A 23086-nucleotide genomic window follows, 5' to 3' on the forward strand; every position below is an offset into this window, starting at 1 on the left:
CAAAATAATATAGCGGTTTACCGGTTTGCTAGCTGCTAATGGCTCGAATCATTTATAAGCGCGAACGTTAGTTAGGGCTTGCTGAGTAATGTCAATGCTGAGTAAAATCAATAATTTGGCAACGGAAATAAAAAAACAAGTGCACGGTAAAATGGCTAAAGCATCAAAAACTCCTGCATCAAGACAAGCGTATGTGAGTACAAAAAAGGACACCTTAGAAAGATTTACAACACCCTATGATCATCATTTTGTATCTTATAATCGCCAAGAATTTTTGAAGCACTAAATTGCAGTTATCAAATTGATTCTTGAACAGAATGAATTTTCGTAGAAAACTGTGTCGCTCCTTCGGAGCTCAAAGATTTTTATGAAGCCAAACAATCACCAGCAGCGAGGCAGGTTAATACATGTGCAACGTAACCCATCGACCAACCCATCTTGATTATTTTTGAGCACGGTAAGAAAAAAAATTATCGTGGAAGGAGATCGCTTAGTTGTGATTGCTTGCAATCGTTAATCAATGGCAATGTTTGTTCGAGCCATTGGTAGGGGTTTATGTTGTTCATGCGGCAGGTGCCCATCAGAGCGTATATGGCTGCTGCGCGCTGAGCGGCATCATGCGAGCCTGCAAACAAATAATTTTTACGACCTATGGCTAATGGCCTTATGCTGTTTTCAACTAAGTTGTTGTCTATTTCAAGTTTGTCATCGGTGGTATATAGGCATAATTTATCCCAACGTGCCAGGTTGTAGGTTATGGCTTTGCCAATGGAACTTTGCGGAGTTACATGCATGATGTTGTCTTGCATCCATTGCTTTAGTTGCGCAAGTATGCACACACTTTTTTCTTGGCGAAGTTGCATGCGTTGGTCATGTGTATAGTCTTGTTCAAGTGCTATTTTTTCTACTGCATATAGTTGAGCAAATAAATTAAGAGCCTCGGTAGCACGTGCATTGTCGTTTTGCAGGGCTTGGTCAAAACACCTGCGTGCATGGGCCATGCAGCCCACAAGATGGATGCTTGGATTTTTTTCAAATTGTTCGTAGACTTGGTAGCCGTCTGTTTGAAGATGCCCTTTAAAATCTGATAAGATAGTGGTGGGGCCATCGCGCCCGCGCCCCTTTTGATAATCGAATTGTACCAGACTTTTTTCGGCAGAGCGATGCACCCAATAGTAACCTTGATGGGTGCCGTTGGCCTTATCGCTGTCTAATACACGTATGGGTGATTCATCTGCCATCAGGTAATTAGAAGTGATTATTTCTTTTCGCAATGTATCAGCTAAAGGCATTATGAGTTGTGCTGCTTTCCTTGTCCAGTTGGTAATGGTTGAGGGAGGTATATGCATACCGTTACGCTCGAAGCGTTGTATTTGTCGATTGAGCGGCAGGTGATCCACATGCTTATCTACAATAATAGTGGCAAGCAAACTAGCTCCGGCTATACACTTTTCTATAGGGCGTGGCGGTAGTGGTGCCGTTATTATTCCTTGCCCTTGCGGCTTGGCATACTTAGGGCAGGGCAAATGTATAGTATACATTTGAGCCAGCTTCAGGGCTGCTGTTTTACAAAAAAAATGGCGGGCTTTATATGCAACTCTTCTGTTACTTCTTCGCCAATCTTTTTGCAGCCTTCAGTGCTTTCTTGCGGTTCAAGCAAAATAATCTCACGTGGTATATGTGCCGGTATATACAACCTGCCCTGATGCGCGGTTGACTTTTTTGTATCGGTACGAGTATATGTTATCTGCTTGGTTCTTGGCTCAACTGTTGGCAATGTTTCTTGAGCCTGAATATCTAATGCCAATTGTAATTGATTTGTATCTGCCACCGGAACAAAGCGCTCACTCTTGTTGCCAAATATGAGTCGATTGAGCTGGTCAAGCTCAAAGGTGAGTTTTTCGTTTTGCAGCTGAAGGGCTTGATATTGAGTCAAAAGTTGGTCGTAAGTAAGACTTTTTTGTATCTCAATCATGGGGGCAAATGTACAACATACATTGACCTGAAAGTATTGATTTTATTAGCCTTTATAAACATTCGGATGCTCAAATCGTTTCCGTTTTCTGATGCATGAAAGAATAATTCCTTCTAAAATAAATTGCAGTTGCTGAAGTGTCAATATAATTGATTTTGCATCACCGTAGTGTTTTGGAATTTCATACGTACCGCGCTCTAACCGCTTTTGGAAAATAGCAAAAGCATCGCCTTGCCAATGTAATAATTTGATACGGTTGCGTTGTCGGCTCATGAAAATAAATACATCTCCGCTCAATACAGTTGTATTAAAATGTTGTAACACCAATCCGCACAAACTGTCGTACCCCTTGCGCATATCGGTACCCTGGGCACAGAGCTTGCAACATTGCACTTATAAAACTTCTTTGAAGCCTCAGGTTGAAATAAATGCAACAGATAAAAAAACTATAAAGCTGTTTAACCAGATTTCGAAATTGCAAAAATGCGGAAATGGCTATTTCTTACACTTTCTTGCAGGTAATATTACCAGATAATATATAGCCACCGATACAATACCTGCAATAAAAAAAATCAGAGAATATGGGCGGGTTGTATCCTGAAAGAAAAATTCTCCTGCCATCCAAATTGCATTAGCACATATCCAACAAACAACAGCCAGGTTGTGCAGCAAATCTTCTATTACACTTCTTCGCAGCCAGGTAATAACAATGGCGATTAAGATGGTAGGCACAGCCATCACCATGCCAAGTGTTTTGTAATCACTTATCCAGCAAAGGTCTTTTAATAACCACAGTACGATATGAAAATTTTCGAATTTACGAAAAGGCTCCACGCTTTATAATTTGCTTACACGCATTAATTTAAGCGATGCTTTAGTGCATATGCCTGCGCAGCTTCTCTAACCCACGCGCCATTGATGTCGGCATCTTTTCGTGCTTTCATGCGTTGCTTGTTGCATGGTCCGTTACCGCTAATTACCTGGTTAAATTCTTCCCAGTTTATCTCGCCCCAATCATAATGGCGTGTTTCGCTATTGTAATTCAATTTATCATCCGGCAAGGTAAGGCCTATAGCTTCAGCCTGCGGCACGGTGCGGTCAATAAATCGTTGACGCAAATCATCGTTGGTGTAAAGTTTCACTTTCCAACGCATAAGCTCTTCGGTGTTAGGCGAGTTTTTATCCGAAGGGCCAAACATCATTAACGATGGCCACCAAAAGCGATTGACTGCATCTTGCGCCATTTGTTGTTGTTCTGCAGTACCGCGCATCATAATGGCAAGTATCTGATATCCTTGCTTGTGATGAAAATTTTCTTCTTTACAAATTCTAAGCATGGCACGTGCATATGGCCCGTACGAACATTTTGCTAAAGCAGTTTGATTAACAATGGCCGCCCCATCAACCAACCATCCTATTGCACCTATATCTGCCCAGGTTAATGTTGGGTAATTAAAGATAGAGCTATATTTGGCTTTACCACTCAAAAATTGTTCGTTCAGTTCGCGTCTGTCAATTCCTAATGTTTCGGTAGCACTGTATATGTAGAGTCCATGACCGGCTTCGTCCTGCACCTTGGCTATTAACGATGCCTTGCGCGCCAGGCTTGGCGCTCGTGTTATCCAATTTCCTTCGGGCAACATTCCTACAATTTCCGAATGAGCATGCTGACTCATAATTCTTATAAGCTGCTTGCGATACCTTTCTGGCATCCAGTCTTTTGGCTCTATTACTTCTCCATTGTTTATGCGTGCCTGAAATTGTGCTTCTTGTTCAAGCTCGGGCATTGTTTTGATAGCCTCCATTTTGTTCTTTTTATTTTGTGCAAATTAAATCAATTTAAACTAAAAACCTGCTTAACAATTCTTGTATACAATTGCCTGAATTAATGAACAATCAAGCAGCTTACTTTGTTTTCCTTTTGGTGAAATGCGCCTCTATTTCCTCTGTTGATTTTGCATTAAAAGTAAACGTTTTTGTAAGCATGCCCTTTCGCGCTACACATACTCCAAAATACATATCATGAAATCCTTCGCGGGCATGCGCATCGGGATTAATACTAATCATAACACCTTTACCTATTGCATATTGAACCCATCGCCAATCCATATCGAGGCGATATGGATGTGCATTTAATTCGATTACTACACCATTTGCAGCACATGCATCAATTACTTTTTTATGCTTAATGGGATACCCTTCGCGAGCCAGCAACAAGCGCCCGGTTGGGTGACCAAGGATGGTAGTATATGGATTTTCGATAGCTCTTATTAAACGTGCGGTAGCCTTATCCATATCCATTTTCAGATTGGAATGTACCGATGCTACAACAAAATCAAACCGCCTGAGTATATCCTCTTCATAGTCGAGACTTCCATCTGAAAGTATATCGCTTTCAATTCCTTTAAAGATTTTAAAAGGAGCCATTTTGTTATTTAGGGCGTCTATTTCGCTTTGTTGCTGTAATACTCTTTCGGGCTGTAGACCATTAGCATAAAAGGCTGATTTGCTATGATCGCAAATGCCAAAATAAGAATAGCCTAATTCTTTGCAATACTTAGCCATTTGTTCCAGTGTGTGTATACCATCGCTCCATGTACTATGATTGTGCAGTACACCTTTCAAATCAGAAAGCTCAATTAATGTGGGTAATGCGTTCTGCCTTCCCAATTCTATTTCGCCTAACCCTTCACGCAATTCAGGTTCAATAAACGGAAGATTATACAGCGCATAAATTTGGGCTTCGCTGTTACAAGTGCTTTTTGTTATATCAATTTCCACATTGCATGCTTGCACCTGTTTAAGATGTGCTGCATTTGTAGTGGTTAAAAATAATTGCTTTGCAAAATCTGTTTCGGAACATAAAAATATAACTACAGGGATAGCTTGAAGATGGAATGTAATGGTATCTTCCTTTAAGGCAAGATCTTCTGCAAATCCCGATTGTCCGATGAAATCAAACAATAGCTGTACCCTGTTGGTGCTGCAAACCAGCTCAATAGATTCTAATATTTCGCACTTTCTGCGTATAGCTCCGGTAAGCGAAACCTCGGTACATAATTCCGAATTTTTAAGTTGCTCCATTAAAGAAAGTGCAGTTTTTTCAAGCGCAGCATAATGATACTTACCAGCACTACCTTGTATAAACTCAATTGCCTTTTTTATTTGAGCTTGTGTTTTTTCGCCAAAACCTTTCAGTTCAGTCAACCGATTTTCGTTACATGCATATAGCAATTCGCCTGTGGTTTCTATCCCTAATTCGCGCCACAAGGCTGCCACCTTTTTTGGACCAATGCCTTTAATATGCATCATCTGCACTACACCAACCGGTGTTGCTTTTAGCAGGTTATCAATCTCGGTGATTGTTCCAGTATCGCGTAACTCCGTAATTTTTGCTGCAACCGACTTTCCTATTCCGTCTAATTTTTCAAGGTCGTCAGATGGAAGTTCCCACAAAACGACTTCGCTTAAACGGTCAATCTGGAAGGCCGCATTTTGATACGAGCGAATTTTAAAAGCATTGGCATTATGCAGCTCCATAAGCTGACTAAGGAGTTTAAATTTTTCTGCAATCTCATAATTTTCCATAAAGCAAATTTAGTCATCATTCGTGCAAATGCAGGGTGCTGAGGTTTTTATTTTTACAGTTGTTAAATAAACATTTATATTTGCCATTCCTTTAAAGGTTTGCACAACCTCCTAAAACAGGAAGTGTAACTGGCGAAAGTATTTTAAACCAAAGAGGCTGTTCTTGAAACAGCCTTTTTATTTTTAGTTTTATTACAATAAAGTGACTTGAAAAATCTTAATCGTTTGTACTTTTGAATATCATTTTTTGAGAAATGCAAAAAGTATTAATCATGATAGCGCTTGTCTTGTTAGTATTGCTTGTAAAAGCACAAGATAAAATTATGAAACACGGACAAGTGACAGATGCTACTTCACAAGTTGCATTGTCCGATGTTTTAATAAAAATAAATGATCAGATTATAACCAGTGGAAAAAATGGAAAGTTTGTAGTTCCAATTCAATCATTTCCAGTAGCAATAAGTTTTGAAAAGTTAGGATACCTGCGGCAGACATTGCAGTTAACAGCCAAAACGGATACCTTTATTAGAATTGCGATGCAGCCAGACATACAACAATTAAAAACTGCGGAAGTAACTGCCAAACCAATTGCATTAACAAGCTCACATCGCGAAGGAATAATTGACTATGAATTTACAATAGAAAACATATTACTGATAACCGAAAAATTTGGATCTAAAAAACCCTTGCTGTCAATGGTATCGCCTGCAGGCGATACGTTATTTAGCGAGTTGATGCTAGAACCAATACGCTCTTTTTTCAGAAATTGCAATGAGCAATTGTATATTCTGGGCAAGGATAATGCTTATAGCTTTTCAAACACCGCTACTCGCTTTGCTTTGCAACATGCCGGAACTACACCTACAGTTACAGGCGAGTTTAACGATTGTATTGCCAGCAGCACATCACATTTATATTTCGAAAAACGAATTGGCAGTAAGAAAATAAAAGGTTTGTATTTTGATTATAACACAAATAATACAGCCGTAAACTACTACTACACCAGCCGGCAATCGGATGTACTTTATGCTTTTTGTAACAGCATGGACAAAACCAATGCACGCAAAATGGCCGAAGAAGAAAGTTACCAATACGAAAAAATGAGAAACGGAAGCTACAGCAGTTCGTTTCAAATGGAAATAGATCGCATGTTTGCTTATAAAATTTTATACAAGGAAGTGCAGGCTGATTTAATTGTGAAAAATGACACGGTGTATATGTTTAGTGTAGCAGACTCTGTTATGGAAGTATATACAAATAACGGTAACTATATACGTAGCATGCCCTTTCGACTCCCGGCAAGGGACTTTGGCCGTTACGAATTTTTACAAGACTATATAACCCGCGATATTTATGCTTGCTACACCCTCAATGGACGTATTAAAATTGCTGCTATAAATGAAATAACGGGAAGCATCAAGAAATTTTATAAGCTTGATAAATTGTTTGCACAAAATCTGAAAATAAACAACGGTGCTCTTTATTACCTACAAAAAAGTGGTGCCGATGGGGGAGTGCGTGTGCTTTATAAAGAATTTTTACACTAAAGATTTCTTATCCTATCACCTCAAAAGTATCGGTATAAAACAAAGCTGCCCGTGTGACTTCATATCCCATTTGCTTGCACGCATGGGCATATTCGTCTACCTGTTCTATGTGCTCCTCTGCCTGCACTCCGGTTTTATAATCCAGTATTTGTAATTGCTGATTATGAATAATCATTCGATCGGGGCGCAATGTTTTTCCATCGAAAATCATTTCATGCTCCGTAAGTATATCATAATCTGGATTAAAAAATTCTTTTAATGATGGCATTTCGGTTACTTGTATGGCTAGCTTTTCCAATCTATTTGCATCATCTTGTTGCAACTCGTATTTTGCTTTCATCTTGGTAACAGCCCCGGGCACTTCCCTTTTGTCTCTAACGGCTGCCAGCAATTCGTGCACTATTCTTCCAAATTGAATTCCTTCAAAGTAGGCAGATTTTTCAAGACGCAAATCACGTTCTGCCCTATCACTTATTTGTGGCAACTCGTCATTTATTTTTATAAAATTAAGAAGTTGCAACGATTCATTTTCCTTATCTCTACTTGGTCTTGGAATTACACCTGTTTCAAAGTAATCTTGAGATAGGGGTTCAGCATTATTTATAGTAGCTAAGGTGTCCAAAATTAAACCGGAGGTGCGACTTTTAGTAAAAGTTATTTTTCCATCCTTATTTTTTTTTAGACAAATGTTGATAATTAAGACCGATTCGGCTCGTGTAAACGACACATACAATTTATTCAAACTATCAATACTTGCTGCACCCTTTTCCTGCTCGTACGCATCGCTAAAAAAGGAACTCTTAAGGACGCTCGTACTATGTACAAGGAAATAATTATTGTTGTACGGAGCCTCAGTGCTACTTACCCAAAGGTTAGTGCGGTTTGATTGAATTGCCCAATCGGCCAGCGGAACAAGGACTACCGGAAATTGCAGCCCCTTACTTTTGTGAATGGTCATAATGGTAAATGCGTTATCATTTTTTGGCACCGGTACATTGCACTGTTCATTGGTTTTAAATGTTTCCCACCACTCCAAAAACTTACTAAGTGATAAAATTCGTTTTGATTTCAAATCAAAAAGCAAATCAACAAATCGGTTTATAAAAGCATCGGCTGTAGTATGATAGCCCAACCGAATAATAGCTGCCAAAGCAAAATCTACAACTGACAAGGTGCCCCATGCTGATGCATCGTTCATCAATGTTTTCAAACCATCAATTGTTATTGTATTGCTTTTTGCTGCAATATTTTTCATCAATTCTATGGCTACCACATCGGCACTATTGCATGCATATTTCATACAAGAAATAATCATTTGTACCTTATCGCTACGCTCCAGTAAATTACTGTCAGGTGTTACTACCAGGTAAAATCCGCTCTCCTTCAACTTCTCTGATATCAAATAAGCATCACTGTTGGTGTTGGCCAACATGGCAATATCTCCGGGTTTATAGCCATGACTCATGAGCAGGCTAATATCTTCAATCATTTTTTCCAGCGCCTTCTCCTTAAATTTTAAGGTCTCATTATCGTTGGTTTCATCCGCATCTGCATCAGCAGTTTTTTCATCCGGTTCGCAAAAATTTACCCTCACATATCCACCTTCTTGTTGAGGTCGTGTTGGCACCTGCTGTATAACGTTACTATCACCGTATACGTCTTCAACAAGATCCATGTGAACTTCATTCAAATCCTGACGCACTAACTCGCCCAGTCTGACAAAAAACAAATTATTAAAATCAACTACTGCCCTTCGGCTACGATAGTTGGTGCTCAATACTTTTTCGGTTATTAAGCTTTCAAACACATGCAGGTCTTCCTTTACACTGTAATGCAACAGATTCATATTTCCGCCTCGCCATCGGTAAATGCTTTGTTTAATATCTCCAACAATAAGGCATTGATGCTGCTGGCTAAGCGCATTTTCTATCAATCCCGAAAAATTAAACCATTGTACATTGCTTGTATCCTGAAACTCATCAATAAAAATATTGTGATACCGTACTCCGGTTTTTTCAAACAAGAATGCTCCAAAATCGCGACTTATAAAATTTTTGATGGTAGATAAAATATCATTCATCGTAAGCACTCCCTGCTCAGCCCGATACTTTTTTAGTGCGTTGCTCATATTACCCATTAGCCCTACTATATGAACGTACTTCAATACACTCTTTGCCGAAATATACGGTGGAATGCCGTTGCACACTAGTTGGTAAGACTCCGCTAAGAAGGGTTTAAAAAATTCCTCCACATGTTGGTTTCCAAATTTTGCTTTCCCTTGTTTATTATAAATCTTTCCGGCCATAGCATCCTGAAATCTTTTACTTTCTAAAATGCTATCAGGACTTACCATATCCATAATCTTAATAAACCAACCTGCGAAACCTTTGTACCCATGTGTCAAATCTTCAATCTCAATACCGTTTGCCTTTAAATATTCAAAAAATCTATCTGATAGTTGCCGGGTAGTTTTTTCAAAATCATTTTTAATTTTTTTCAGATCAGCAATTAATTTATAAAAATCCTGTTCTGTGTAATTTTGAAAAACAAGGTCGCCACGTTTAAAGTCTTGAAAAAGCTCACCTGCTATTTTTTCGATTTCGTTTTTATAATTCCATCCCTTACCATCATCAAGCTTATCAAGAGCAAAATCGCGCAAGAGGTTACGCACATAATCGCTATCATTAATTTCCTGCATCAACTCATTAATGATAAATGTTTTCATAACACCCTGGCTAAGCTCTATATCAAACTGAAGTGGCATCATCAGTTCCTTAGCCGAAGCTTTAACAATGCGGTTAAAAAAACTATCGATGGTTTGTACCGAAATCCACGAGTATCGATACACCAATGCCTGCAGTAGTTCCTTCGCTTTGATTTGAATGCTTTCGCTATCAATACCCAAGCGGTTGCACAATTGCTCAAGCATTGGTTGATTTTGCCCTTGTACTAACTGAAATGTAGTTTCAAGAATTCGCACCTTCATTTCTTCTGATGCCTTGTTGGTAAACGTAACTGCCAGTGTTGATTTAATGGCAGGAATATCCTGCAATACAATGCAGAGGTATTCGAAAACCAATTGAAAAGTTTTTCCTGAACCGGCCGAAGATTTATAAATGGTAAGTGGCATTACTCAGCCTAAGTTAAATTGACAAATAAAAAATCAGAACTACTTAATTACACCCAGGTGCTTACCTACCTTGGTAAAGGCTGCTACCGCCTTGTCGATATGAGTTTTTTCGTGGCCTGCCGAAACTTGCACACGTATACGTGCGTTGCCTTTGGCAACCACAGGATAGAAAAATCCGATTACGTAAATCCCTTCTTCGAGCAATAATGCTGCAAATTGTTGGGCAAGGGGAGCATCGTATAACATTACCGGTACAATAGGGTGCTCTCCGGGTTTTATATCAAAACCTGCGGCAGTAATCTGCGAACGGAAATACTTCGTATTCTCCCACAACTTATCGCGCAAGGCAGTTGATTCGCTAAGCAAATCAATTACTGCTATAGAGGCTCCTACGATAGATGGTGCCAGCGAGTTGCTGAATAAATACGGGCGCGAACGTTGTCTTAGTATTTCGACTATTTCCTTTTTGGCGGAAGTAAATCCACCCATGGCACCACCTAACGCTTTGCCTAACGTTCCGGTTATGATATCTACTCGGCTCATTACATTCCTGTATTCGTGCGTACCTCTGCCGGTGGCACCCATAAATCCCGAAGCATGGCACTCATCAATCATTACTAGCGCTTTATATTTATCGGCCAGCTCACAAATTTTATCTAACTGCGCTATAGTCCCATCCATGCTAAAAACCCCATCGGTTACAATCATGCGGTGGCGCTTATCTTGCGTTTCTTTCAGCTTTGCTTCAAGCTCATTCATATCATTATGCTTATATCGGTGTCTGTCTGCTTTGCATAAGCGGACTCCATCAATAATGGAAGCATGATTAAGTTCGTCACTGATGATGGCATCCTGTTCATTAAGTAACGGTTCAAACACTCCGCCATTGGCATCAAATGCTGCTGCATACAAAATGGTATCTTCTGTTCCCAAAAAATCAGAGATTTTTTGCTCTAGTGTCTTATGCAAATCTTGCGTACCACAAATAAAGCGCACGCTCGACATGCCATATCCATGAGAGTCGATAGTCTTATGCGCTGCGGCTATTACCGCAGGGTGCGAAGAAAGCCCCAGGTAGTTATTGGCGCAAAAATTAATTACCTCTTTGCCATTAGTTAATATATCTGCAGCCTGCGGGCTGCTGATAATTCGCTCAGTTTTATACAATCCTGCCGCTTTTATTTCCTCTAGTTCATTTGCCAGTGTAGGCTGAAGTGTTTGATACATAATTTAATTATTTGGATGGGTGGTAAATATATTAATTCATTCTGTGCACTACTTCAATTTTTTTTAAGAAAGAAGCTCAGTAAAAAACACTTACCGAAAAATAAAAAGCCCGTCTTTGCAGACGAGCTTTAATTGAACAAAAAAATTTATTCAAACCACCTTATCTTGTGTGCTCTGGGAGCCGCATCATCCTTTACTGAACAGACTCAAACCTGAATTCGTAACAGAATAACTTATCCTGCAGGTCTTCGGGGTTATACAGCTTTTCTCTTTCTAACTGTTTTTTCACATAATCAAAGAAGAACGTATCGCTACTGTTATAATCCTGTATTTTAATTTTACCTTCCTTATCTACAAAAAATGCTACGCGTACCACCGCATTCTTATGCCACTCTTTCATTTCTTGAGGGTATTGCACGTTTTTGCTTATAAGCGATTCAAGATTTTTTTGCCCTTGTGTTTTAGGCGCTCCTGCATATACAGTTACTGTTAACAATAAGGATACAGCAAGGCAAAGCGCGGCCATTGATTTACTAGTTGGTTTCATCTTAAAGAAGTTTTATTTGGTTTATTGAATGAGAAGATCGATTTTTTGAACAGGCCTCAATGAACTTATCGAATCTAGTGCAAAGCGTGCATCTTCAAAATCGAATCGTATTATTGATTGTGATTACAGAAGTAAGATGACTACATCAATCGAATTGTTACAGCTATAAAGTAATAATAATTGTTAAAGTATGTTAAGACTTATATTTACTGCAACCTTAATGACTACAAAAAAAAGGCCCCCGAAGAAAAGTCGGGGGTGCTGTCGAAAAGCTATTCTAACCTATCTAAAAAATTTACTAAACTCATACCCTAATACACATTTAACTTAGCCCTATACTCCATACCGTTGATGGTGTATGAAACAAAATACATACCGACCGACCATCCCTCAACATTTGTCGAAACGATGTTTTGACCTTGAGAACAAGCTTGCACATGGCTGTACTTTTGCTTACCCAAGGCATCCACTATGTTTATCGAAATTTTGCTTTCAGTTTCACAACTGAAAGAAATATTTAATATGCCGTGCACCGGATTTGGATATATAGTGATAGGTGAATTATGTTCAGTTTCTTCGCTTACCTGTGCAGCATATTTGCCACCTGCACTTTTTGTAGTGGCTGAAATTGCATTGCTATAATCGGAAAACTGCCCGTTACATATATAGCGAATTTCAAATGTATAGGTAGTATTCTGGGTAAGGCTATTGACTAGATTGCTACCCGGATTAGGGCTACCTTTTATTCTCTTGAATTTATAAGGAACAGTTCCCTCTTCACGATATCGAATTATTACCGAATCTACATTTATAGAATTACTCCACGTAAGACCCAGCGATGTAGTTGTTTGTGTACTATTGGCCAAATTGATTGGCGTAGCGCAATTTGCAGCATTGCTCAATGTTTTAAAATAACTTGTAAACCCGAAAGGGCTCCAATATCCATTGCAAATACTGCGCACTTCCCATTCGTAGTTCGTATTACTTATTAGCTGATTTACCTGTGCAAAATTCAAGTTGCTTCCTGGAAAAATCAACGTGTTGTAATTGGAATTACCAATTACACGATAGCGAACAACAAAAAAATCAGCAACTGTGTTAAACCAATTCAGTCTTGCTGAATTGATGGTTATCTGACTTTCACTTAAAGAGACAGGTGTTGCACGACATGTATGATTGCCGGGCAGTGTAGTAAAGAATCCTTTGCTACTATAATATTGCTTCGCACCACAACGTGAGATTACACTATAACGATATAGGGTATTGGGACTTAATCCCGTTAGCTTGATATCGTGATCGTTGCCCGATGCCCATTTGTATAGCAAGCTGCTTGTTTTGTCGGCATAATATAATACAACAAACGTATCCGCATTTATACAAGCATTGAAATTAATTACTGCACTGGCATTAGTTATATCGTAAGCATTTATGAGATCAACGGCAACGCATGAACACGGTAACAAGGATGTTATGTTTATAGAGCCGGGCAACGAAGTACAACCGGGTCCGGTTGCAGAAACCGTGTAAATACCGGTAGCATTAACGGTAACCCTATTAGTAGTGTTACCATTATTCCATAAAAATCCGGAGGCAAGGGGTTGCTGTGCTTTCAGCACTATTTGTCCATTCTCGACTGCGGTGGTAATTACCGGAGTAGCAGGAGGTGTGGTTGATGCAATGGTTATAGTTGCCGTACCTATGCTACCGTTTTGAGTAACTGTTACTATATAAGTTCCCGGAGTAGATACATTAATAGAAGAGGTAGTAGCACCATTAGACCAGATAAACGACTGCCCTGCACTTGCGGTTAAGGTTGTGTTTGTGCCTGGACATAATGCAGTTCCTAATGAAGAAGCGATAGTTACATTAACTTGCGCTCCACAACTTGTAATGATGTTATCAAGCCCAAGATTGCTATTGGTAGTCAAAACAAACTTATCTATTTCGAAGGCGTTGCTGTATGGAGAAATCTTAAAAGTGTGGCTACCAACTGCAAGGTTGCTGTACTGTATTGCAGCCAACGAAGCCGAGTCTATGCGATACCAGCGAAAATCGGTAGAAGTAATACAGGCAATGTTTCGCGACTGCCCATTATCTATCTTAAATGATGCACCAGCGGGTAGTCCATTTTTGCTGCGAGCACGTACCCATAGGTAATAGGTCTTTGCAGTACTACGTACTGCAAAATCATACTCCAGTGCAGATGGCACCGTTACCGAATTGCTGTAAGTGATGGTAGTATATGTATTGCGGAAATCTCCGGCTTGCATGTTTGATACGAATGTGGTTTTTAAATTGGCATTAGCCGGTGCGTTGTCAAATAATTCGGCCTCGATATTAAAATCGGTTGTCCAACGTGACGGATGTTTATACTCATGCCATCCATCTATTTGATAGAAGATAGGCGCACTGGTATTGGTGTTATCGTAAAAATAGGTGCTGCCTTGCCTGCGAATGGTTAATGTAATTTGTTGGCCATCTAAATTAATTGTTACAGGGCCTTCAGGCTCAACGCTGCCCATCATGTTACTATTGTTTTCAATAGCTCCCGAAATAAGATATTGATTTTGTGAATTGTGCTTGCGCGCAACAATAACCTTACGTGCATCGCCTGTTTTAAATCGGTAGCCGGGCAATGTGTTTGTAATTTTGTTGGTTTCATCGCCAGGCATTAAATAACTGTTTTTGAAAAGGCTTTCGAAACGGCTTGTTACCGCTTGCGCGTAAGGAGGTATTACTTCCTGCCATATATAGTTATTAGGATGTGCCGGAACTACTGAGGGTGGGTTGTACGAAGTTTGCAGATTAAAGAAAGCGGTATAAAAATATTCTGCACCCGTTACCGAAAGTATTTTCATTAAACCTAACCATTGCCCGGGACGAATATTTTGTGTTTCATCTTCTTCCCATCCTGCTGCAACAAATGGAGAATATAAATTATCGCCTTCGGCTAATTCGTTTATGCGACAATCAAATATCCATTGCAAGCCATGCCATGCACCGGGAACATCCCAGTAGTAACTTGGAAAGCGCGGATAAAAATCAGGAGTTGGAAATTTTTGCCCATTGCGTGTACTCTGAATATTACGCATTTCAGAATATTTAGCACGATAGTTATTATACCCATCAACTGCATAGTGGCTAAAGAAGATGTTATTCTGCGTAAGCAAATTGTTGAACTGCGACTTATAAATATTGGTAATTCGATAAGCACGATCACCATAATACTCAAACCAATCAATAATACCCGAACTGTTTTTATCGGCAACCACAGCAGGATCTTGTTGCATAAGGCCAGCAGTATAGTAAGGTAATATCTCACCATTCTCGTTTAAATAATTTAATGGGCGTGTCAGTTTATTAAGTAGTTGCTCGATATAAAATTTTTGTGATAATCCGTCATACGCAACACTGTCTAATGGCGAAGCTGGGCTCCAATATTTGAATGTACCTACACCACCATTTGGGTTTAGGTATTGGCCATTGCTGTTACGCAAATAGTGTGTGTTTGGTTTGTTCTGACTATTGCCATAAGGCCCTCCCGATGTAAAGCCGGCAAGATCGGGACGCAACTGTGGCCAAAATGATATAGCGGCTGCCTTTAGTTGTGGATTCTGATTAGCAAGGTTTACCCATGCTCCGGGAAAAGAATTTAAGTTGTTATAATCACCATAGTACCCGGTATTTTCAGACACGATCAATGCATAGTTAAATACTTCGGCTAATTCTTTTTGAATAACCAAGCTATTAGCAACAGCATCAGCATAAGTGATATTTGTTTGCCAGCGCCCCGAAACAAATTCAGGATTCATCCATTGAAAATTTTCGCGCATGGTATGACCACGCTTAAAACGTGGTGTTGGAAATCCTTTTAGTTGATCAATAAAATTTACATTAACATTAGGATGTCCAGGAGCAAATTCTTGAACATCAATTCCGGCAGACACAGCGGGTGCTGTTGGTATGCCTTGTGTATAGTTATTATTAAAACTGTACGGAAGACCCTGTTGCCCTTCCAGATAGTGTTTGTAAATGAATGCAGGAGTGATGTTCTTGTTGTAAAAAGCAATCTCATCAAAAAAGCCATAGAAGCGATATATGCCAGATGGAACGAGATTTAATGACATTGCCGCATTGGTATTAGCTATGGTTCCGCCCGAAATAGTTTTTGAAAATCCATTCGCTAATAATCCATCAACAAATAATTCTTTAGTACCTGCCGCAGCATTAAATTTAAAAACCAGGTGATGCCAGTTACCATCTGCATAATATCCAAATGATTTGCGACTAACACCATTTAAAAGTATATCGAAATTATCGCTTACAACACCGCCACCAAACTTGGTGTGCTTGGTACGGAAATTAATCATCTGACTGCTAAACCCTATGGATATAGCATTATCATTGCGGGTAAACAATTGTGCATCGCTGAACTTGCTACCGGGTTTAAAATAAAACTCAATAGCAATTACACTATCTGCCACCAGGTTGGCAGCCTGTATGAGCGTGCTGCTGGTGGTAAGTTCTATAGCGCCTCCTACCTTTCCCAAAGCCACACTATACTGGCCGGCCTGTAAATTCAAGTTACCAGTGCCCATCGAATCTAAATTCGCATTAGACTGATTAAATGCATAATACGATGAAGGAATGAAAACGCTTTGAGATTTTAAGCGACTTTGACTTGCTAGAAAGCACACCATAAAAACGTATAAAAAAATAACACGCTTCGAAAAGTTACATAAATACATCATTAAGTTAAAAAGTTTTAAGTTCCTTATAAAAAGTAACCCAGTTAATTCAAAAGTTTTATGACAAAAACACAGTGCTAAATCAAAAATTGCAAAGTGTCAAATAATTCCTTTTAAAAGTGAAAGCGAACAGATGGTCATCTTTCAACGGTTGCAAATCTGCTGATAAAAAAAGTACGCATTGTTCCATTCGCCAAATTTATTTAGAAAAACGTCAGAAAAGTTTGGTCACCTCTTGGCAAACTGCACGGTGCAGCGGCATCATAACCGCTTTATAGCTATTTGTAAAATGAAAACAATACCTTAACTATTTCTACTTAAACAAAAAAAAATGCACTAGAAGCAACCAATGCATACTTATTAAAAACACGAAAGGCTGTTACCTACCCAACAATTTCTTTATCTCGTTTAATTTTAAAAGTGCTTCAACAGGAGTAAGAGTATTGATATCGGTTTTTATTATCTCCTCTCTTATTTGCTCAAGCACCGGATCGTCTAATTGAAAAAAGCTTAGCTGAAGTGCTTCTTGCTTTTCTTTGGTAGTAATTTGTTTTACCAGATGATTTCCGCTGTGCGCTTTTTCCAATTGCTTCAGCAATTGGTCGGCACGCTGTAATACTTTCACCGGCATGCCTGCAAGCTTTGCAACATGTATTCCAAAGCTATGTTCAATCCCCCCCGGTATCAGTTTTCTTAAAAACAAAATTTTATTGCCTGACTCTTTTATACTTACATTAAAATTTTTGATTCGAGCAAAGGTATTGGTCATTTCATTTAGTTCGTGATAGTGGGTTGCAAAAAGTGTTTTAGCTTTTGCTGTAGGATGATCATGAATAAACTCGGCAATAGCCCAAGCAATACTGATGCCATCGTATGTAGCCGTACCACGTCCAATTTCATCAAGTAGTACCAGGCTGCGGTTGCTCAGGTTATTGAGGATACTTGCCGTTTCGTTCATCTCTACCATAAAGGTGCTTTCGCCTGCCGAAATATTATCACTGGCACCTACGCGTGTAAAAATTTTATCAATCACACCAATGCTTGCACTACGTGCAGGCACAAAACTGCCCGTTTGCGCCATCAGCACGATTAATGCGGTTTGCCTTAGCAAGGCACTCTTACCGGCCATGTTCGGGCCGGTTATCATGATTAGTTGCTGTTGTGTATTATCCAGGTAGATATCATTTGATACATATGGTTCGCCCAGCGGCATCTGTTGTTCGAGTACCGGGTGGCGCCCATCGCGTATATCGAGCGTATGCGAATCGTCAACCACCGGGCGTATATAGTGATGGTTAACAGCAGCGGTAGCAAAACCATATAAGCAATCGATACGCGCAACTTGCGCTGCTGCGGTCTGAATGCTTTGCACATACACAATTACCTGATCAACCAGCAGACTAAATATTTTTTCTTCCAGCGCTAGAATTTTTTCTTCCGCGCCCAAAATTTTTTCTTCGTATTCCTTTAGCTCCGGAGTTATGTAACGTTCGGCATTAGTAAGCGTTTGCTTGCGTAACCATGAGTCCGGTACTTTATCCTTGTGCACATTAGTTACTTCTATATAATACCCAAACACATTATTAAAAGCCACTTTGAGCGAAGTAATGCCGGTTGCAGCACTTTCACGTTTTTGTATTTCGAGCAAGTACTCCTTCCCTGTTGTGCTTATGTGGCGCAGGTCATCAAGTTCAGTATTGACACTTGCACGGATAGCACCGCCCTTTGTTATAAGTGCAGGGGGATCATCGTTTATAGTAGCCGCTATTGATTTTATAACCTCATCGCAAGCAGGCATATTTTGAGCCAGTTGTTGCAACGCTTCATTATCTGCTTGCAGGCAAAAGTGTTTCAATGGCAGTGTAGCTTCCAGGGAGCGTTTTAATTGCATCATTTCGCGAGGCGAAATTTTTCGCAATGCCGCTTTCGATATCAACCGCTCAAGGTCGCCCACCTGCTTAAGTTGCGTGGCTATCACATTTGACTCTTCAAACCGGTTTACAAAATAGCTAACCGCATCCTGACGTTGCTGTATAGACTGTATATCTTTTAATGGGAGGAGCAACCATCTGCGCAATAAACGCGCACCCATTGGGGTGAGCGTCTTATCAATCACATCTATCAAACTCCTTCCACGTTCGAAGGGAGTGCTTACCAATTCCAAATTTCGTATGCTGAATTTATCGAGCCATACAAATTGCGACTCTTCGATTCGCGATATAGAGGTAATGTGGCCAAGGGTACGCTGTTGGGTTTCGTTTAAATAATAGAGTGCGGCACCTGCAGCAATAATAGCAAGCGGCATATCATCTATACCAAAGCCTTTGAGTGAGGCACTTTGAAATTGTTTAGTTAATAGCTCATGGCAATAGGTTGATTGAAAAACCCACTCATCTACCTGATAGGTAAAATATTTTTTCCCAAACTGATCGAGCAATTCTTTTTGTGTACGCTTTTGGAAAATAATTTCTCCCGGACTAAAGTTCTGAATTAGCTTATCAACGGTTTCCCAGGTGCCTTCACCTGCCAGAAACTCACCTGTACTTGCATCTACAAATGCGATTCCGAAACGGCCGTTATCATGATGTATGGCACATAAGAAATTATTACTGCGGTGATCCAATATCTTATCGTTAATAGCAACCCCCGGTGTTACCAATTCGGTAACGCCACGTTTCACAATGGTCTTTGTTAATTTGGGATCTTCGAGTTGGTCGCAGATAGCTACACGCATGCCTGCACGCACCAGCTTTGGCAAATAGGTATCTAGTGCATGATATGGGAAACCGGCAAGTTCCATTTCGCTGGCAGCACCATTGCTTCGTTTGGTTAGTACAATGCCAAGCACTTTGCTACAGCGCACGGCATCATCATTAAATGTTTCGTAAAAATCGCCTACACGAAATAGCAACAACGCATCCGGGTATTTCGCCTTAATGCTGTTGTATTGTTTCATTAATGGAGTTTCCTTCGTTGACATTTAATTGAATATGGTGCTAAGTTTTCTAAAGTTTATCTTCGCGCAAATGTAATTTTTTGCTTGGTGGAAAAAATAAAAAACGAAGATTTAGGAAGGCTATCAGTAGCAGCATTTAAACAGGCTGCAAAATTGCCAATTATTATCGTACTTGATAATGTGCGCAGTGCCCTCAATGTGGGCAACATCTTTCGCACTTGCGATGCCTTTCGTGTTGAAAAAATATTGCTTTGTGGAATAACGGCTGTTCCTCCCAATAAGGACATTTACAAATCGGCACTTGGGGCCACCGAAACGGTTGCCTGGGAATATTTTGAAAACACAATGGATGCTATTGAACATCTTAAAGAAAACAACTATGTATGTGTTGCTGTAGAGCAGGTGCAAAACAGCATACGGTTAAATAAGCTTAACTGGAATGGTGAAAAAACCGCCTTAATATTTGGACATGAGGTTGATGGTGTTTCACAAGCGGTGGTAGATCAGAGTGATTATAGCCTGGAAATTCCCCAAGTTGGCACCAAACATTCATTGAATATTTCTGTTTGTCATGGCGTAGTGATGTGGAAGTTTTTTGAATCGATATGATTTAAAAATTATCGCACCATCAAATTCCCTTTCAATTTTAAGTCCCTGCTAGATGCCCCAATCATTATCCTAAATTCTCCCGGTTCAATTACGCGTTGTATTTTATCATCAATCATGCTTAACATTTCTGGCGTGATGTTAAATGATAGTTTCTTTGATTCGCCAGCTTTTAAGGGAACGCGCATAAATCCTTTTAATGCAATTACCGGTTGCGAAATAGATGACAGCATATCGCGTATGTATAGTTGCACCACTTCTTCCCCATCTTTGGTGCCTGTATTTTTTACAGTGAAAAATACTTGTGTGGTATCAACCGTAGTAGTTTCATTTTTGGAAAAATTTAAATCGCTGTATTCAAAACTTGTATAGCTCAATCCAAATCCAAAAGGAAATAAAGGCAATCCGCTCAGGTTATAGTAGTCATCGCCACGGCCGGTGGGCTTGTGAAAATAAGATAGCGGCAATTGCCCCTCATGTTGCGGAAATGTAATGGGCAAGCGCCCTGCCGGATTGTAATCGCCAAATAAGACATCGGCCAGTGCGTTTCCTGTTTGTTCACCATTGTACCAGTTCATCACAACTGCATCTACCTTATCAATCCAGCTGCTCATGGTGATAGCGCTACCACCACTTAGCACAACAACGATGGGCTTGCCATTGGCAGCAAGTTTAATAATCATCTCCTCCTGATTGCCTGGAAGTGATAACAAGGCTCTATCACGAAACTCGCCTTCTTCAATTCCTGCAACAACAATTACTGCATCGGCTTGCATGGCTGCCTGTATTGCAGCGTTTATTTTTTCATCTTCATTCTCAGCAACACCATAATTCCAGATTAATTTAATATGGGCATTACCCACTGTTTCCTTAAATTCAATTTTTATTTCATAAATTTTATCTTTGATAAATTCGTAATCTTCAAGCACTACACTATAAGACTGTTTTAACCATTTATCAATTACTAATTTCTTATTGATATATAATTTAAAGCCATCATTCCCTTCTAATCCAATTTTTAGCTTAGCCGAAACGGGAACTTTTAAGTTGCCTGTCCATCGCACACTATAAAAATCTAAAGGCAATATAGGATCGGGAGGATAGAGGGTCCAATGAAAATTTATTTGCCCATCCATTCTTTCAAACGCAGGTTTGCCTGCCAAATCAGGATTTGCAAAATACATTCCCCGCAAGCCGTTAGCTTTTCCTTCTGCTGTTAACCCTGAAAAATATTTAGTATCTATTACCGTATATGTTTCATAAATACGATTAACTCCTTTCGAATACATAATCTTTGTATTGGCTCCAACCTTATTGCTAATTCCATCCAATGCAGAAACACCATGCATGCTCACAGCACTATATCCTCCCATTCTTAACTCTGCTGCATCACTGCCAATCACTGCAATAGTCCCAAGATTTTTTCTTAGTGGAAGGGCTTTATTTTCATTTTTAAGCAACACCATCGACTTAAGCGCTGCTGCTTTAGCAGCAGCAATATGCCTGGCATTGTGATAATACTTTATTACTTCGCTGGTGTCAATATAAGGTTGTTCAAACAACCCTAACTCAAACTTAGCGCGCAACACTCTTCGCACTGCATTATCAATTATGTCCTGTTTGATGCTCCCATCCAAAAAAGGCGGACTAAACAGTTTGTAATGATCGAAGTGCGTTTGTAAAATAACATCCAACCCATTGGTAATGGCTTTTGCCGTGGCATCGGAATAATCACGTGCTGTATAATGCAATACATTGGCACCACCTGTAGCACCGGCATCGCTAATCACAAAACCGGTAAAATTCCAATCGCCCTTGAGTTTTTTATTTAGCAACCAATTGTTGGCAGTGCATGGAGCACCATCAAGCGAATTGTAGGAGGTCATGACCGACCGTGCTTTTGCCTTTTCGAATGCAGATTGAAAAGGAACAAAATCAGTTTGCATTAAATACAATTCACTAAAGTGAATTGGATAACTATCGCGGCCACCCTCGCCAACATTCGCAACAAAATGTTTTGGAGTAGTAATTATATTTTTTGTTTCAAATGCCTGAATAAAAGCATTGCCCATAACGGCACTTAAAAATGGGTCTTCGCCATAGGTTTCTTCAACACGTCCCCAGCGAACATCGCTTGCTAAATTTATTACCGGACTTAGCACCTGTCTTATTCCATACACTTTAGTCTCGGTTGAAATAGCATCAAATACTTGCCGTGCAACTGTTGTATCGAAGGTGCTTGCTATGGCTATGGATTGCGGAAAAACCGTTGCATTATATTGTAATAGTCCATGTAATGCTTCCTCAAAAAAAATTGCCGGAATACCCAACCTTGATCGCTCTATCAAATAGCGCTGTATGGCATTACACTTTCTTGCGTAGGCCAATGGACTGCCAAGTGTATCGTGCGCCATCATTTGTTGTGTTGCCTCCCTATTGCCTAGATCTTCTCTAAACTGCAAACCGAAAATTCCGCTTTTATATTTTTCCTCCTCGCCTGATTTTATTTCATCATGAATCATAAAAAGTTGCCAGAACTTTTCTTCGGGTGTCATGCGTTGTAATAAATCTTCTATCCGTAGCGCAGCGGGTTGATTTGGGTTCTTGTAAAGAGGAATACTTTGTGCGTTGCAAATTTTGACACCTCCAAGAGCTACCAAAAAAGTGAAAAATAGTGGGAGCGCAAGTATGGCGGGCGCGCTACGCGCGCCCGCACTATGTTTTATTTTATTTCTATTCATATGCCCGCATTCCATTTTTTA

14 protein-coding genes are annotated in these 23086 nt (G+C 39.8%); 2 read left to right on the forward strand and 12 right to left on the reverse strand.

Going from position 1 to position 23086, the window contains the following annotated elements:
* Nucleotides 1–470 precede the first annotated feature (470 nt).
* From IPO27_10655 to IPO27_10680, 6 genes are all read right to left on the reverse strand, one after another.
* Nucleotides 471–1541, reverse strand: a complete 1071-nt coding sequence (locus IPO27_10655) for an IS66 family transposase (GenBank protein ID MBK8846969.1) — start codon at nucleotides 1539–1541, stop codon at nucleotides 471–473.
* An 11-nt stretch (nucleotides 1542–1552) separates the two neighbouring features.
* Nucleotides 1553–1975, reverse strand: coding sequence for a transposase (locus IPO27_10660; protein ID MBK8846970.1), 423 nt, complete (start codon nucleotides 1973–1975; stop codon nucleotides 1553–1555).
* A gap of 45 nt (nucleotides 1976–2020) precedes the next feature.
* Nucleotides 2021–2332, reverse strand: coding sequence for an IS66 family insertion sequence element accessory protein TnpB (gene tnpB / locus IPO27_10665; GenBank protein MBK8846971.1), 312 nt, complete (start codon nucleotides 2330–2332; stop codon nucleotides 2021–2023).
* Between the two features lie 138 nt (nucleotides 2333–2470).
* A complete protein-coding gene (locus IPO27_10670; GenBank protein MBK8846972.1) occupies nucleotides 2471–2809 on the reverse strand; it encodes a hypothetical protein in 339 nt (112 codons plus the stop codon).
* Between the two features lie 23 nt (nucleotides 2810–2832).
* Nucleotides 2833–3780 carry a 1,2-phenylacetyl-CoA epoxidase subunit A gene (gene paaA, locus IPO27_10675; GenBank protein ID MBK8846973.1) on the reverse strand — a complete coding sequence of 316 codons (948 nt, stop codon included), beginning with the start codon at nucleotides 3778–3780 and terminating at the stop codon, nucleotides 2833–2835.
* Between the two features lie 100 nt (nucleotides 3781–3880).
* Entirely contained in the window at nucleotides 3881–5563 is a 1683-nt protein-coding gene (locus tag IPO27_10680) for a DNA polymerase/3'-5' exonuclease PolX (protein ID MBK8846974.1), read from the reverse strand.
* Between the two features lie 254 nt (nucleotides 5564–5817).
* Between IPO27_10680 and IPO27_10685 the strand changes: the two genes are divergently transcribed.
* A complete protein-coding gene (locus IPO27_10685) occupies nucleotides 5818–7110 on the forward strand; it encodes a hypothetical protein (protein MBK8846975.1) in 1293 nt (430 codons plus the stop codon).
* Nucleotides 7111–7117: 7 nt separating this feature from the next.
* Here the strand turns inward: IPO27_10685 and IPO27_10690 are convergent, their stop codons facing one another.
* From IPO27_10690 to mutS, 5 genes are all read right to left on the reverse strand, one after another.
* Nucleotides 7118–10240, reverse strand: a complete 3123-nt coding sequence (locus IPO27_10690) for a UvrD-helicase domain-containing protein (GenBank protein ID MBK8846976.1) — start codon at nucleotides 10238–10240, stop codon at nucleotides 7118–7120.
* Nucleotides 10241–10279: 39 nt separating this feature from the next.
* Nucleotides 10280–11467: a glycine C-acetyltransferase gene (gene kbl / locus IPO27_10695; GenBank protein MBK8846977.1), complete on the reverse strand. Its 1188-nt coding sequence runs from the start codon at nucleotides 11465–11467 to the stop codon at nucleotides 10280–10282.
* Between the two features lie 193 nt (nucleotides 11468–11660).
* Nucleotides 11661–12014, reverse strand: coding sequence for a hypothetical protein (locus IPO27_10700; protein ID MBK8846978.1), 354 nt, complete (start codon nucleotides 12012–12014; stop codon nucleotides 11661–11663).
* A gap of 311 nt (nucleotides 12015–12325) precedes the next feature.
* Nucleotides 12326–16612 carry a T9SS type A sorting domain-containing protein gene (locus IPO27_10705; protein MBK8846979.1) on the reverse strand — a complete coding sequence of 1429 codons (4287 nt, stop codon included), beginning with the start codon at nucleotides 16610–16612 and terminating at the stop codon, nucleotides 12326–12328.
* A 529-nt stretch (nucleotides 16613–17141) separates the two neighbouring features.
* Nucleotides 17142–19742 (reverse strand): DNA mismatch repair protein MutS, encoded by a 2601-nt coding sequence (gene mutS, locus IPO27_10710; GenBank protein ID MBK8846980.1) that lies wholly within the window; start codon nucleotides 19740–19742, stop codon nucleotides 17142–17144.
* A 63-nt stretch (nucleotides 19743–19805) separates the two neighbouring features.
* Between mutS and IPO27_10715 the strand changes: the two genes are divergently transcribed.
* Nucleotides 19806–20327 (forward strand): RNA methyltransferase, encoded by a 522-nt coding sequence (locus IPO27_10715; protein ID MBK8846981.1) that lies wholly within the window; start codon nucleotides 19806–19808, stop codon nucleotides 20325–20327.
* A gap of 8 nt (nucleotides 20328–20335) precedes the next feature.
* Here the strand turns inward: IPO27_10715 and IPO27_10720 are convergent, their stop codons facing one another.
* Complete coding sequence (locus IPO27_10720; GenBank protein MBK8846982.1) at nucleotides 20336–23065, reverse strand: glycoside hydrolase family 3 C-terminal domain-containing protein; 2730 nt, start codon at nucleotides 23063–23065, stop codon at nucleotides 20336–20338.
* Nucleotides 23066–23086 lie beyond the last annotated feature (21 nt).

Source organism: Bacteroidota bacterium (genome assembly GCA_016714535.1).
Taxonomy (GTDB): Bacteria; Bacteroidota; Bacteroidia; order AKYH767-A; family OLB10; genus JADKFV01.

Bases quoted from the DNA above. Each gene is read 5' to 3' on its own strand.
- IPO27_10690 (MBK8846976.1), bottom strand. From the start codon at position 10,240: ATGCCACTTACCATTTATAAATCTTCGGCCGGTTCAGGAAAAACTTTT.
- tnpB (MBK8846971.1), bottom strand. From the start codon at position 2,332: ATGCGCAAGGGGTACGACAGTTTGTGCGGATTGGTGTTACAACATTTT.
- mutS (MBK8846980.1), bottom strand. From the start codon at position 19,742: ATGTCAACGAAGGAAACTCCATTAATGAAACAATACAACAGCATTAAG.
- IPO27_10655 (MBK8846969.1), bottom strand. From the start codon at position 1,541: ATGTATACTATACATTTGCCCTGCCCTAAGTATGCCAAGCCGCAAGGG.
- IPO27_10705 (MBK8846979.1), bottom strand. From the start codon at position 16,612: ATGGGCACTGGTAACTTGAATTTACAGGCCGGCCAGTATAGTGTGGCT.
- IPO27_10660 (MBK8846970.1), bottom strand. From the start codon at position 1,975: ATGATTGAGATACAAAAAAGTCTTACTTACGACCAACTTTTGACTCAA.
- IPO27_10685 (MBK8846975.1), top strand. From the start codon at position 5,818: ATGCAAAAAGTATTAATCATGATAGCGCTTGTCTTGTTAGTATTGCTT.
- kbl (MBK8846977.1), bottom strand. From the start codon at position 11,467: ATGTATCAAACACTTCAGCCTACACTGGCAAATGAACTAGAGGAAATA.
- paaA (MBK8846973.1), bottom strand. From the start codon at position 3,780: ATGGAGGCTATCAAAACAATGCCCGAGCTTGAACAAGAAGCACAATTT.
- IPO27_10680 (MBK8846974.1), bottom strand. From the start codon at position 5,563: ATGGAAAATTATGAGATTGCAGAAAAATTTAAACTCCTTAGTCAGCTT.
- IPO27_10700 (MBK8846978.1), bottom strand. From the start codon at position 12,014: ATGAAACCAACTAGTAAATCAATGGCCGCGCTTTGCCTTGCTGTATCC.
- IPO27_10720 (MBK8846982.1), bottom strand. From the start codon at position 23,065: ATGAATAGAAATAAAATAAAACATAGTGCGGGCGCGCGTAGCGCGCCC.